Below are 14,114 nucleotides of genomic sequence, written 5' to 3'. Positions count from 1 at the left end.
TAGCGGATCGGTCGGACAAAGCACATGGGGTGAGAGGTTCTCCCCCGCACCCCATGTGCCCGCTCGTTCTTAGGCGACTGCCCGACGTCGGACCCGCATCACGACCCCGGATGCCAGCAGCAGGGCCGCCAGCAGTGCCGACCCGACGACGAACGCACCGGTCTCAGGCAGGCCATCGCCTTCGGAGTCCGGGACGTCTTCGCCGTCGCTGGTCGGTGTGTCCTCCCCGTCAGAGGGAGGGGAGTCCTCCCCGTCGGACGACGGCGTAGGCACCGGCGTGATGGTGGTCGTCTCGTTCGGCAGGCGCGGCGCGCCGACGTGGATCGGCGTCTCCTGCCCGGGCAGGTAGAGCGCCTCACGCCAGTAGACCGTGCCCGGCACGTCGTAGGTGACCGCCGGCGACTCGAACTCCCCCGGACCCTCGACCGTCACGGCCTCGGTCGTGACGACGTGCTCGTCGAGCGTGACGTCCTCGCCTGCGTCCTGCGCGTAGAGCTGCCACACCAGACGCGACCCGGCAGGCACCGGACCCTCCACGAGCGCAACGTCGACCAGCGGTGTGCCGGCCACGACGGTCGACTGGGCCTTCGTCGTGACACGCACGATGGTCGTCGTCTCGTTCGGCAGACGGGGCGCGCCGACGTGGATCGGCTCGGCCACGCCGGGGATGTGGAGCTCCTCGCGCCAGTACGTCGTGCCCGGGTCGCGACCTGGGGCCTCCGGAGAGGTGTACTCGGCGACCTGGTCGGTGTCCTGCGCGTCGATCGCCACGGGCTCCGAGGTCCACACGAGCTCGTCGAGCGCGACGTCGTCGCCGGCGTCCTGGTCGTACTGCTTGAAGACCAGGGTTGAGCCGTCGGGCACGTACCCCTCGACGCGAGCGACGTCGGTCGTCGGAGTCCCGGCGAGGACGTGCGGGGTGGCCTGAGTGGTGACGCGCACCGTGCGGACGATCTCGCTCGGCACACCGAACGGGCCCGTCCACGACGCGCGCACCCTCTCGCCGCCGAAGGTGTCGGTCGAGGCAGTGAACGTCTCGGTGACGACGTAGACGAACGCGCCAGTCGGGTCGGTGGAGACCTCCGGGGACACCCCCCGAGCGATCCCGTCTGCGTCAGCGGTGACCGTGGTGGTGACCTCCGCCCAAGGGTCGCCGAGGCGCTCGATCAGCTCGGGCGTCATGGCCTCGGGAGTCTCGGGCAGGTCGGTCTCGCGGACCTTCCAAATGCTCGAGGCGACCTCCACCGCCTCCTGGGGACGCAGACCGGTCACCTCGATCTCGTCGCGGAAGGTGTCGCCCGCGAGCACGTAGGGCGCGGTGACGCGAGTAGCCACGCTCGGCGTCCACGGCACCAGCGCGGTCTCCGTGGCCACGCCGTAGGTGCTGCGCCAGCCAGCCTGGACCGGCTTGCCGCCGAAGGTCTCGGCCGACTCGGCGATCTCGTCGGTCCACGTGTAGAAGCCGCGCGGACCCTCGGGGTCGGTCTTGATGCCAGGGGTCTGCCCGCGGGCCTCACCCTTGGCGTCGAGCGTTACGCGGACGGTCACGGTCCCCAGTGTGGGCGTGCCGACCGGTGCGACGTCCGACGGGATGGGCTCGGCAAGGAGCGGGCCGTGAGCGGTCAGGACGACGTCAAGGACGGCACCCGGGCGACCGCCGGTGACGTGGAAGGTGTCGACGAGCTCGCCGCCCGGTTCGACGACCTGGTCGGAGACCTGCGTGGTGACCTTGGGCTGCCACTGGACCAGTGCCGTCTCGGTGGCGTAGACCGTCAGGTCCTCGAACGCGTCGTAGCCGACGAACGGGGGCGAGTAGACCGCCGAACGCGGGTAGGCGTAGGTGAACACGACGTAACCGCCCGGCCCGTTCGGGTCGGTGCAGATTTCGGGCGCAGCGTACGGCCCCGTACCCGTGATGCGCACCTGGGTGCTGCCGATCTTCGGGTCACGGGCGGGGTTGATGGCCGCCCCGGGCGTCGGCCGTGCCACGAAGGGCCCCCATGCCGTCACAGTGACGTTCGCGGGATGGGTGCCGAGCACGTTCCGCTGGTCAGTGACGTCGAGCACGTCGTGCACGCAGCCGCCCGGGTCGAGGACCTGGTCGGAGACCTGCGTCGTGATCGAGAACGGGTCATTCGCCGGCGGCATCTCCCAGAAAACTGTCTCCTCGTCGATGCCGTACGCCGAGACGTACGCCGTCGTGAAACCGAGCACGCCGGCCGGGGTGCGCACGACGAAGGTGTAGTGCCCGTCGCGGGGATTCTTCACCTTGACGGGCAGTGCCAGGGTGGCCGCACCGGAGGCGTTGGCCGTGAGCGTCCCGGTCGCCGTACCAACTCGCTGCGCTCCCGCCGGCACGGTGGCCTGCTGGTCGGGCGAGGTCGTACCGGCGTAGTAGAGCTCGGCCGTCACGGGGCCCGAGGCGCCAGGGGTCGCGCGGCCCAGGGTGATCGTGTCGGTGAACGTCACCGTGTACTCATCCACGCCCGTCCAGGCACCTGCGTCGACGGCGGCGACGGTGGTGATGACCGGCGGGTACATGCGCACGGTCTCCGTCGGGATGCCGAAGTCGGAGGTGTAGGCGTCCAGCTCCCAGGTCGCAGCCGACTGCGCAGGGATCTTCACGACCCACGACACGACGCCGCGGTCAGGCCCGGGCCGTCCTGAGGCGGTGTGCCTCGCGTTGCCGTTGGCGTCGGTGGTCACCGAGAACGTGAATGACTCACCGAGCGCCGTGGCGGTGGCCGGGACGGTGGACTGCTGCGGCACGGCTGCGCCCGGGATGCTTGAGGCGAGGTAGGGCTGGGCGGTGATGCCGGTGATCGTGGCATTGGCCGGCAGGTCGCTCAGCACGATCGTGTCCGAGTGCACCGTGCCCGTGGCGGTCTTGGTGAACGCTGCGGTCGTGACGACCGACGCTGCGAAGGTCGGCTTGTCGATGCAGACGGTCTCGGCGGGGGTGCCGTAGTCGTGCACGACCCGGTCCATGCCCATCTGGGCATCGACCCACACCACCCACGTGTAGCAGCCGGGCGTCGAGGTCGTCGGCGGCGAGGGCACGGTGAACGTCTTGGCGCCGTTCTTGTCGAGCTTGACGTCAGGCAGGTCGCGCGTGGTGATGCTCACCGGTGTCGGGACCCGCTTGGTCACCTCCGAAGCCAGACCCGAACCGCGGGACGGTCGCGCCGTCGGGTCCGTCGAGTGTCGCCACAGGCGGGCGTGGATCCCCGTGATCGTCGCCCCGGCGGGGCCCTCGCTCAGCGTGATCGTGTCGCCGATCGTCGTCACGCCGGCCGCGTTGACCGTCTTGGAAGCCTGGGAGGAGATCTCGATCTGCGTCGTGGTCGCATCGCGTGCCGAGTCCGAGAGCGACGTGGGGTCAGCCTGGACGACGAAGCGCTGGACGTTGGTGTTGTTCCCCGGATAGTAGGCGATGACGTTGCGCGAGGGCAGACCGGAATAGGAGATCGACACCTTCACCGTGCCGACCGCGCTCGCCTTGAGGTTGCGCGTCAGTGCCGAGCCCGTGGTCGTGCCGGTCAGGGTCTTGGAGCCGTTGGCGACCCAGGTCGCGTTGCCGGTGATCGTCGCGGTGAACGGAATGCCGCTCAGGAACGCGCCCGCCCCGGCGATGCTGCCACCGCCCACGCCCGAGGCGCGCACACCGATGTCGGTGAGCTGCCCGGCCAGGGTGGTGTCGTTCATCGTCAGCTGCACGTCAGAGGAGTCCGTCCCGCCGTAGATCTCGGCCTCGGCGATGATGTCGTTCGCACGCTTGACGACGTCGGCGTGGTCGGCCTTGACGCGCTTGAGGTAGCGGTTCAGGGAGTACCCGCCGTCCGAGCCGCCGTCGTCGAGCTCGGAATGAACCAGGTACGCCAGCGCCGCCCGGTTGAGCGCCGAGGTCGAGGACTCGTACTTCCACAGCGCGTAGGCCACGATCGGTGCGCGCTGGGTCGTGCCCGTGCCCGTGCCAGCCGCCGCGGCCGACGAGGCGTCGGTGCACCATGCCAGCCCGGTGCCGGCCGAGCCCGAGACGTTCGCCCCGGCGTAGGGCCCGACCCACCCGTCACGGTGCGTGCCCTGGGAGTAGAGGTTGGTGATGATGCGGCCGTTGCCCTTCGTGGGCAGGTTCGGGTTGAGCGCTGCCTGCGCGCTGACGGCCAGCGGCGCGACCAGCACGAGGCCCAGGCCCATCGCCAGCAGACGACGCCCCCTGGGCGAGGTCCGTCCCCGGTGGCGACCTCGGCGGGTGCGCAGGCGCGCAATGAGCCCCGCGCCCTTCCCTGTGTCCCTGAACTGCATGTGAGCTCCTCGGTGTGCAGATGGTGGTTGTTCACCCCCTCCACGCCCCGCCAGCGCCCCTCACTTCACCGCTGATATCGCCAGAAGACGCTCACCCCTGGACACACGAGCCTGTCGCTGACCATTTCACCCGCAGGCCGTGGCCGGTGTCCGACGCCCAGATGCTCACCGTCCCGCCCTCAGGCACGCTCACGGTCGTCGACGCCGAACCGGAACCAGCCCGCGACGAAGACGCCGCCCCGGACACGCGCACCTTGACGTCACCCACTCCGGCAGCCGTGGCGGTCACCTGCGCATCGGTGGGACAGGTGAGCCTGATCTGGTGGGTCTGGGGAGCGCGAGGAGCCGTCGTCGGCTTCGGGGACGGCTTCGGCGACGGCTTCGGGGACGGCTTCGGCGACGGCCGAGGCGTGGGCGTCGACGTCGGCCGCGGCGTCGGATTCACCGTGGGCGCGTGCGTCGGGGCCGTTGTGGCTCGGGGGCGCTCATTGGCGGGGGCCTTCGTCGACGGCGACGCAGAGGGCGACGCCGAGGGCGACGCAGACGGCGACTTGGACGGGGCAGGGGTAGGCCGGGTGGTCTCGATCGGGATGACCGCAGGGCCACCTGGCACCTTGACCCTCGCCACCAGCGAGGTCAGGTCCCACGTCGCAGCGGCGAGCCCTGCAGCTTCCATCGACTCCAGCGACCGGTCGAGCGCGTCCGCGCCGCGGGTGAGCGAAGCCGCAGCCACGTCGTCAACGCCCGGTGCGTCGGCTGCCGCGCGAGCCTGGGCGATCGCCTCACGAGCCGCCGCCCGCAGCTCCTCGCTCGTGACGGTGCCCACCTCAGCCGATGCTGGTGGGGTCGTGGGCCTGTTGAGCATCCAGAAGCTGCTGCTCCCCGCCAGGACCAGCGCGACCGCCGCCGCGGTGCCCAGCCACAGGCGCCGTCGGCGCTGGGTCGGCTGCGCAGCGACGGTCGGCGTCGCCTCACGTACCGCCGCAAGCTCGGCCAGTGCCGTCGAGAGCTCGTTGGTCAGGTGCCCCAGCGTCACGGCCCCCTGCCCGGGCGCTCCGTCGCGGGCCTCGTCCAAGGCCGCCTGGAGGTCGCGCACACGACCGGCCGCAGCCGCCTCGCGCGCGGCGTGAACCTGCTCAGCTTCACGTCGGGCGTCCTCGGACGTGGTCGCGCGGTCCGCAGCAGCTTGCTTCTCCTGCTCGGCCCGGGCCAGCTCCTCGCGGGTCGCAGCGACGGCCACCTCGAGCAGGGCGGCGGACTTGGACTGCTCCAGGGCTGCTTCCTGAGCTGCGCCCGCGGCCTCTTCGGCCTTCTGGCGGGCCCGGGCCGCGTCCTCAGCCTCGCTCTGGGCGCGGGCGAGCTGGGCTGCCAGATCCTCACGCTGCGCGGTTCCCTCCTGGGTCGCGGCGTGCAGCTGCGCGGCGATCGCCTCGCGCGCCTCTTCGGCTTCCCTGGCTCGCGCCGCGGCCTCGTCAGCCGCCTGGCGTGCCTCGCGTGCCGTCTTCTGCTCGGCGGCCAGGCGCGCGGCGATCGCGGCGCGCTCTTCGGCCTCGGCTCGCGCGCGCTCTTCGGCCTCGTCGGTGGCGCTGGTCGCGGTCACGAGCGCGGCCCGGGCCTCCTCGGCATCCCGGAGTGCCGCGGCAGCGTCCTGGTGTGCTCGAGCAAGGTCGTCGCGCACACTGGCGAGCTCCCCCTGCGCGTCCGCCAGCTGCCGCGCGACCTCGGCCACCTCGGTCCGAGCAGCCTCGCTGGCCTCAGTATGTGCCTCGGCAAGCGCGGTCTGCATCCGGCGGACCTGCTCGCGCTCGGCAGCGTCGCGCTCCCTCTGGGCGCGCACCTCGGCGAGCTCTGCGCGGATCGCAGCGGCCTCCGATGCCGCAGCGTCACGTGCCGCGCGCAGAGCCGCGACATCCTCGGCTGCCGGCAGATCGCCCAGCTGCGTCGACAGCGTCGTGATCCGCTCTTCGGCCTCCCGCGCGGCGGACTCCATCGCTGAGGTGAGCGCGGCGATGCGCTCGTCGGCCGCCCGGCGCGCGGCCTCGGCCTCCCGTGCTGTGGCCTCGGCTGCTGCCCGAGCCTGCTCCGCCGCCCCGAGCTGAGACTGAGCGGCCCGGCGAGTGCGGTCGAGCTCGGCTGCGTGAGCGCGGGAGATCTCCTCCAGCGCGGCGTGCGCCTGCGCACGGGCGGCAAGCGCGTCCTCGAGCTGCGCGCGCTGGAAGGTCGCGTCGCCCTGCTGCGCGTCGAGGGCCATCGTGAGGGTCACGATGTGCTCGTCCTGCACCGCGATCCGGGCCTCGAGCTCGGCCGGGTCGATCACCTCATAGCCTGCCGCGACCTGCTGCTCCCCCGCCGAAGGCACCTGGAAGGACGGCACCGCCGGCCCGTCGCCGGGATCCGCCGAGGGGCGCGGCACCTCCACGATGTCTGCCGGCGGTGGGGGCACTGGCGTGTGGGGACCGAATCCTGGCACGGTCGTGATGATCGGCGCCAAGGTGCCGGCGGCAGCCACCACGCCGCGGGCCACGGCGACCTCGTGAGCACGCGCCGCAGCTGTCGCGTCGGTGAGCTCAGCCAGCGCGTGCTGCCAGGTCCCCTCGACCGGGACGGGCGCCGACTTCCTCTTGCGGCCCTTCCTTACCGAGGCTGCCTCGGCCTCGACCTCCAGCGCACGCAGCTGCGCCGCAAGCTCCTCAGCGGTGATCGCCATCAGTTTGCTCCGTCCAGGTTGGCCATCCGGTACCACTCGGCGCTATCCGTGCCCTCGGTCAGCACGGCGGGCACCGCCGCGTCCTCGTGCATTCGGGCGGTGCACCCGGCCGACGACGTCGTCGAGCGCAGTCGCTGACGCGCTCCGACCAGCCGTTCCATGAAGGACAGCGGTCCGGCGCCCGAGTCGGTGGAGGCGTGCGCGAGTTGGTAGCAGCACCACAGCGCGTAGAGCTCGGCCATGATCGGGCCGTGACGCCACCAGCACGGCGGTACCTCCGACGGAGCGATCTGCCAACGCGTGATGAACCAGTCGACCCAGTCCCGCAACGGCTCCATCACCGCACCGGTCACCGCTCGATCACCGCGGCGCTCGGCCGCGTAGAAGTCCACGACGCTGACCGTCGGCGCCAGGCGCTCCTCGCGGGCCTCACGCACCGCCATCGCCGTGGCGGACTCCCGCATGAGGTTCGATAACGCTCCGGCTGTCCCGGCTTCCACGCGGGCCGGCCGGCGCGGTGCGCGCGGGGGTGCCGGGACAGACGCCGCCGGCGGCGGTGGCACAGGGGTGGCTTGGGTGGTCATACGTCACGCTCCTCGGCTGTTGCGCGGTGGCCATCTGCGGGGGCCGCAAGGGTGTCGGTGGCGTCCAGGTAGGCCTGGACGCGTTCGGCGAACTCCGCTCTCAGGACGGCGGCGACCTCGAGGGAGGCCTGGCGCCGTCCCATCGACGCCCAGCCACGGTCGGAGTCGAGCAGGGCGTGCAGGTCGTCGTGATGCCGCCGGCACAGCGCCATGAGGTCCTCGTCACGCTCCCTGGACTGCCACTTGCCCATGCCGAGGTCGACGACCCCGGAGTAGTCCAGGTGGTGCAGGTCGAACGCGCGCTCGGGCATCGCCCGCAAGCACACCGCGCATTCCACGGTCCCCTCGGCACTCGCGTGGGCGGCGAACCAGCGCCGGCGCCGGCCCCACCAGGACCTGTTGGCGAGGTAGGCGCCGTAGCTTGGTCGGGAGGGTCCTGCGCGGCGCAGAGACGGGTTGAGCGAGCTCACGCTGCCTCCTTGCCGGTGTAGGTGGGACCGAGCCGCACCGGATCTCCGGGACGGTCCTTGTGCCACTTCTTGGACGCGTGGATCGCCGCGGCGTAGGACCGCTCGGTCCACGGGACGAGGTCGACGAGCATGGGCCGTGCGCGGCCTGCGACCAGTAGGGCGTTGCCTTCGGGAAGACGGCGCAGCTCGTCCAGGGAGAGCACCGGGCGTTCGCGCAGCTGCTCGGAGTGAGAGGCGTCCTGACCTGCCGCCCACGAGCGGGACAGCTCGGTCTCCTGGCGAACGCCGAGCAGGTGAGCCAGACCCCGCAGGTCGGAGGCGTCGGCGGCCCCGCCCAGAAGGACCTTGCGCGTGGCCGATTCCCAGATGGTTCCCTCACCGTTCTGACCCCAGCCCTCCCGGGCCTGGTTGCGGGACTGGAAGACGGCCACGACCTGCAAGCCCTCACCCGAGCCGGCGGCCATCGCCCCGGGCAGACCGCCCCAGGGATGGATGTTGGCGATCTCGTCCAAGATGAATGCGCACGGCGGGTCGAGCCGTCCGCCCGGCGAGCGCAGCGCGAGGACGTGCGCGGCCGCGGCGATGTCGTCGAGCAGCAGGGAGAAGAAGATCCCGACCCCGCCCGGGGCGCTGACCGACTGCTTGAGCGGCGCGCACAGGTAGAGCGTCCCCGAACGGCGCAGGAAGTCCTCCGGGTCGAACTGCCCCTCCCCTGGGGCGACGTCGAACAGCGCGCGCACCTCGGGGTCATCGAGTGCGGACAGCGCCGAAGAGACGCCGAACCACTTCGAGTCCCGGCTCTTGGGCTCCTCGTCTAGCACCGACTGGAGCATCGGCGCCCAGCCGAGCGCGGACTGGGTCTCCAAGATCGCCACAGCCGCCCTGGCTCGCACGGGCGACTTCGTCCAGGTGTGCAGCTCGGAGATCGACACGCCTGCGACGGCGGCAGCGTGCAGGAGGCACTGCATGATGTCGGCGGCCTTGCCCGCCCACTCCTTGTTCTGCCCGTCTCCCAGGCCGGTGCCGGCCACGAGCACCCCGGCACGACGCTTGGCCACGGTCGCGTCCTCACACCCCCGGATCGGCGACCACCGGATCGTGGTGGTGCGGCTGGTGACCTTCTCCGGGTCGAAGAGGTACACGGGCCCCTTGGCCGCGCGGGCCATGATCGTTGCCTCCATGTTGTCCCCGCGCGAGCTCGTCGTTACCACGGCCCCGGGCGCCTCGACGATCGCTGAGGTCAGGATGCGAAAGCCCTTGCCCGAGCGGGGCGGACCGATGATGAGGACGGCGTCCTCCATGCAGATCCACACCTCCGCACCCTGACTCGTGCCGAGGTACCAGGCGACGTCGCCCGCCTCGATCTTGCGGGTGAGCACGAGCGTCGGGCGCACCTGCGCCCCGCGCTCGCACGTGACCTTCGGACCCTGGATGCGGTTGACCTCCCGGCGCGCGGCCACCTCGCGGCGCGCGAGGATCTGTGAGCGCAGGTAGGCGTCGGAGAGCTTGTGGTCGCGCCGTCGCACCAGCGCCCAGGCGGCCAGGGCTCCCAGTCCGAGCAGGACGGCGGCGACCACGATGCGCATGGGCACCTGAGGCGCGGTGCACCCCGCGGACGTCGCGCCAAACAGCTCGGCGTTCCACGTCGCCAGGTACCCCAGGCCCGCGATCGCGTTGACCTCGGTCGGCAGCTCCCCGCACGCTGCACGCACGCCGAGCGCGCCGATGCCGGTGATCGCCATGCCGGCGCCAAGCGCGCTGGCGGCGACGCCCACGAGCTTCTCGTTGGTGGTGGTCGGGGAAGTCATCCGGCTCTCCTTGCGCTGGTGTCGAAGACGCTGGCGTCGACGGCGGTGATGAGGGTGCGGACGCGGTAGCTGCGGCCCGAGCCGATCTTCCACAGCGCATGCCCCTGGGGAAGGTGGGCGACGACGTCACGCTCACGCTCGGTGAGCCCGAGGGTCGCCGCCAGCGCGGGCAGCGTCTCGGCGGCCTGGCGGTGGATGATCTTGACCTGCGCCTTGCTCATGAGGCCGAGCGCCTGGTTGCGCTGCGGGGAGTCGGGCGGGCCGATCATGTCGAGGTCCTTGAGCTCGTGCATGATGAGCATGTTCGCGATGCCCCACTCCCCGGCCATCCGAACGCGCTCATCCATCTGCTCGACGGTCTTGGGGTCGCGCATCGCGCTCCACCCCTCCTCCTGCACGATCATCCAGAAGTCCTTCGAGGTCTTGTCGTGGATGACGTAGTTAAGCCACGCGGAGGTGATCGTCGAGGCGATCGCGAGAGCATCTGCCGACGAGCTCAGCAGCGCCGAGGTGTCGAAGACGAACATCCGCATCGCCGGGTCCAAGACGGCGGTCGAGGGCGCGTCGAACATCCCGGCGAGATCTCCGGAGACCAGCCGACGCAGAGTGAGGGCCAGGGCTGCACCGGAGTCGCCCACGATCGCGCGAGCCTCCTGGTCGGGGTTGAGCAGCGCCGCGGACAGGTCGGCGACAACGGGGCTCGTGATGCGCCGTCCGACGTCGTCGAGGGCCAGGTCGAGAGCGGTGTTCTCGAAGGGGTTCATGCGCTCCCCGCCCCGCAGCTGGGACAGAACTGCTGCGACCGTGGTGCGCCTGCGCTGGAAGGCGATCTGCGCCCACGCGGCATCGTCGACGTCGAGCGCACGGGGGCCGGCGTCGAGGATGTTGACGCGTCCTGGGCGCCCTGGCCCGATCTCGACGACGCCGGCGTTGCCGACGGCGCGCGCCACCGGCACCCACTCGGCCTTGGGGTCGGAGGCCACGGCGACCTTGCGGCCCAGAGCGATCAGCCGTGAGGCGAGCGCCTTGTTGGTCGTGGACTTTCCGGTGCCCACGTTGCCGATGCACAGCAGCGAGGTGCCCGTGATGAGACCGGCCCGGTAGAGCTCCCAGGGGTCCAGGGCGAACAGCGACCCGGACTCCACGTCGATCCCGATGATCGCCCCGCGGTGGCCCAGACCTGACTCGGCAAGCATCGGCGTGGCCAGTCCGAGCCGCGGGGACGTGGTCCGGTGCGAGGGAAGGGCCGGTGCCGCGGGCCCCCACATGCCAGCCGTCCTCGATCCCCACGCGCCCGTCGTCGAGCGTGGCATGTCGTCGACCTCGACCTCAGGTGCCGGCATCGCGGCGCGCGCGGCCCGGGTCACCTCGCGCTCGAGCGCACGACGCGCCTTGCGCTGCGCGCGACTCTCCATAGCGGGGCGGGTCCCCAGGACCTGTCCGACGGGCGCCTCCTTCATCGCAGCCCCCAACCCAGCGGCAGGGACGCCGCAGCGAAGGCGGCCGCCTGTTGGCCCCGCAGGACACGCAAGTCGAGGAGAGACGCGGCGATCCGCGCGGTCCCCTGAGCCGCGCCCAGGGCGGCCTCGTCGGGAGCGGTCACGGTGATGTACCCGGTGAAGGCGACCTCCACCCCGCCGGAGGTGAGTTCCTCCTCGCGCTCTTCCAGGTCGCGCTCCTCGGCACGCAGCTCGGCGGAGATGTGCCGGTCGAGCTTGACGTTCATCGTCAGGCGCGAGTTGAGACCCACGCGGGCCGAACCCATGCCGCGCAGGGCCTTGTCGATCGGCACGGGCGTCATGACGCAGGTCAACGTGTGGGCGTAGGAGCCCTGGCAGATGAGGTTCTTGAGGAACCCGACCTCGACGTCGGCGCGAGGCCACTCGGCGATCCAGAACACCTTGTGCCACGCGTCGTCGGTCACCAGGTGGTCGGCGTGCTCGATGAGGCGCACGGGGCCGGCCGAGCCTGCGGGAACAGGTCGCATCCCAGCGGCGCGCCGCTGGGCGAGCACGTCGATCGAGGACGGGTCGTAGGCCAGCCGAACCGCTTCGTCGACCTCGGCTGCGTCCAGCCACTCAGCCGTCTCGGCACCGGCCGCTTCCAGGAGCGCGCCGAGCGCGGCAACCTCCTGGGCCAGAACGAACGAAATGCCGCGAGATCCACCGCCGCCGTCCTTGATCCTGTCCCGCACGGCGGTGGTGTCGATCGTCAACGTCACCAGGACGTCGCGGGAGACCATCTGGGCCTCCCCAGAGGCGGAAACGTGCTCGAGCACCGCCCGATACGCCTCGTGGGCCCACGGCGAGGCGTCCGCGCCTGCGCCGCGCGCCGCGCTCGTCGTCGCGTAGTAGTTCGCTGCCGCAGCAGCCGCTGCCGGGATGGTCCGAGCGTGCGTGGCCACGCGCACGACGCCGTCGTGGGTGACCAGCTGGGCGAGCACGTCGGAGTATCCCGCAGCGCGCCTGGCCCACTCGTCGTCCGAGGCCAGCGTGAAGCTCGTCGTCGTGCACCGCACCACGGCCGTAGCCCAACGAGTACGGGCGTCCCACAAGATAGCGCCGGCGCCGAACGCTGATTCCAGGACCTTCATGCGGGCCCCAGCCGCGCCGGGCACCGGCATGTCGTAGGCGTCCCTGGGCTTCTCCGGGGAGACCCTCCATCGCGTCTGACCCAGAAGTCGTCTCATCTGCCACACCCCTTGATCTGCTGCAAGCCGCACCAACGGGCGGCGACGAATAGAGAGCACACCGAAGAGGACCATCGGCATGCTCAGGAGCAGTCCGCGCGCGATCGCGCCACCGTTCTGGGTCATGAACGAGCTCATGAGCACGCCGATCCCCGAACCGATCCAGGCCAGCTGCCCGACGCTGAGGCCGAACAGGTACCCAGACCGCTCCAAGCGCGGAAAGCTCGCCCGCTCGAGGTAGATGCCCATCTACCTCACCGCGCCAGCGTCTTGACGTTGCGCACGGCGGCCCGACCGCCCTGATAGGTCTTCATCGCGCTGCGGTTGGTGTTGCGCATGCCGGCCGTCGCGGCCCCGTCGGCCTCCGAGGCCGTGTGCACGCCCGCGAACCGCACCAGGGCCAGGGTCCCTGCCGGACTCGCGCACGCCACGACGAGCCCGACCAGCCCGGTCAGCACCGCCGACCAGCCCTCCGTCGAGGTGCGGTCCATGATCTCGCTGGCGAGCATGAGCACCACGGCGGCCACCGGCTTGGCCAGGATGAGCGCGAGCGTCATCTGCGTCCACGCCTTGATCCACGCCCGAGTCGTCTCCGCCGGGAGGAGCATCCAAGCCACAGGCGCAAACGCGATGAGGACGAGAAGCGCGAAGTTGCGGAACTGGAGCACCAGGGTGAGCACCAACGAGACCACCCAGATCACCATCGCCAGCAGCGCGAAGACGAAGGTCGAAGAGGAGTACTTCATCGAGATCGACGTCGGGTCCATGAACGGGACCGACTTGTCGAGGAGCGTCATCGCCAGGAAGACGCGCGAGAGCGCATCGCTGCCCTTGTCATCGACGAGCATCGCGGCGGTGAGCTTGTCGATCGCGGCCGAGAAGCGGATCGCCAGCCAGACGGCAGTGGCCGTCACAGGCCACGCTAGGAAGGCGGCCAGCAGCGCCGGCCACACCTCCTTGGGCCTGCCCCGGACCATCGCCATGATGATCTTCACCATGGCCGCCGCGACCGTCGCGAACATGAGGATCGCAACGAACCGGTTGGTGAAGAACGTCGCGGCGCTCCACGCGCTGTCAGAGAGCCCCGTGGACACGAACGCGGCGTGCACCATGCCCCACGCCGACTCGATCATCCCGGTGAGCTTGGAGGTCAGCCACTCGTCGGCCTTGCAGAACGTGTCCAGAGGCGAGCACATGTCAGAAGCCCAGGTCGAGGTTTGCGCCCCACGCGATGAGGCCAGACGCCGAGCCGATCAGCGCCGCACCGCCGATCACCCACAGCAGGACCGATGCGCTCTTGTCCGAGAGCTTGTTCGAGCCCGACGACTTCCCGATGACGAGCAGCCCGATAGCGATGACGAGCACGATCACGGACACCACCAGAGTCGCCGTGATCGTGCCACCGCCCACGTTGCGCAGGAACCCCATGAACGGGAAGAACGTCCAGTTGGGCTTGACGCCCGGGTCGAGCTTGTCGGCGAGGACCGTGAGGTCCGAGAGACGAGTGAGCATGAAGGGCTCCCTGTGTGAGGTGAATGAACACCTTCTTGC

Annotated in this window: 9 protein-coding genes; all 9 read right to left on the bottom strand. The window is 70.9% G+C overall.

Annotated features, from left to right (window positions below):
- Nucleotides 1-69: 69 nt before the first annotated feature.
- The 9 genes from C1729_RS01915 to C1729_RS01875 all read right to left on the bottom strand — a co-directional run bounded on the left by C1729_RS01915 (nucleotide 70) and on the right by C1729_RS01875 (nucleotide 14,075).
- The gene (locus C1729_RS01915) at nucleotides 70-4,197 is read right to left on the bottom strand and encodes a hypothetical protein (protein WP_102508228.1); all 4,128 of its coding nucleotides are present in this window, start codon (nucleotides 4,195-4,197) and stop codon (nucleotides 70-72) included.
- Between the two features lie 199 nt (nucleotides 4,198-4,396).
- On the bottom strand, nucleotides 4,397-7,012 hold the full coding sequence (locus tag C1729_RS14710) for a coiled-coil domain-containing protein (protein ID WP_207204552.1): 2,616 nt from the start codon (nucleotides 7,010-7,012) through the stop codon (nucleotides 4,397-4,399).
- On the bottom strand, nucleotides 7,012-7,476 hold the full coding sequence (locus C1729_RS01905) for a hypothetical protein (RefSeq protein ID WP_102508226.1): 465 nt from the start codon (nucleotides 7,474-7,476) through the stop codon (nucleotides 7,012-7,014). The genes C1729_RS14710 and C1729_RS01905 overlap by 1 nt, the downstream gene beginning before the upstream one ends.
- A gap of 116 nt (nucleotides 7,477-7,592) precedes the next feature.
- A complete protein-coding gene (locus C1729_RS01900) occupies nucleotides 7,593-8,066 on the bottom strand; it encodes a hypothetical protein (protein ID WP_102508224.1) in 474 nt (157 codons plus the stop codon).
- Nucleotides 8,063-9,874 (bottom strand): type IV secretory system conjugative DNA transfer family protein, encoded by a 1,812-nt coding sequence (locus tag C1729_RS01895; RefSeq protein ID WP_102508222.1) that lies wholly within the window; start codon nucleotides 9,872-9,874, stop codon nucleotides 8,063-8,065. Before C1729_RS01895 ends, C1729_RS01900 begins: the two co-directional genes overlap by 4 nt.
- Nucleotides 9,871-11,334, bottom strand: a complete 1,464-nt coding sequence (locus C1729_RS01890) for an ATP-binding protein (protein ID WP_129590638.1) — start codon at nucleotides 11,332-11,334, stop codon at nucleotides 9,871-9,873. The genes C1729_RS01895 and C1729_RS01890 overlap by 4 nt, the downstream gene beginning before the upstream one ends.
- On the bottom strand, nucleotides 11,331-12,812 hold the full coding sequence (locus C1729_RS14250; protein WP_129590637.1) for an SCO6880 family protein: 1,482 nt from the start codon (nucleotides 12,810-12,812) through the stop codon (nucleotides 11,331-11,333). The genes C1729_RS01890 and C1729_RS14250 overlap by 4 nt, the downstream gene beginning before the upstream one ends.
- A gap of 5 nt (nucleotides 12,813-12,817) precedes the next feature.
- Nucleotides 12,818-13,696, bottom strand: coding sequence for a hypothetical protein (locus C1729_RS01880; RefSeq protein WP_129590636.1), 879 nt, complete (start codon nucleotides 13,694-13,696; stop codon nucleotides 12,818-12,820).
- A 64-nt stretch (nucleotides 13,697-13,760) separates the two neighbouring features.
- Nucleotides 13,761-14,075, bottom strand: coding sequence for a hypothetical protein (locus C1729_RS01875; protein WP_102508217.1), 315 nt, complete (start codon nucleotides 14,073-14,075; stop codon nucleotides 13,761-13,763).
- Nucleotides 14,076-14,114 lie beyond the last annotated feature (39 nt).

This window comes from Sanguibacter massiliensis, assembly GCF_900240335.1.
Classification (GTDB): domain Bacteria; phylum Actinomycetota; class Actinomycetes; order Actinomycetales; family Cellulomonadaceae; genus Flavimobilis; species Flavimobilis massiliensis.
This window is presented reverse-complemented; position numbering and strand designations above follow the sequence as displayed.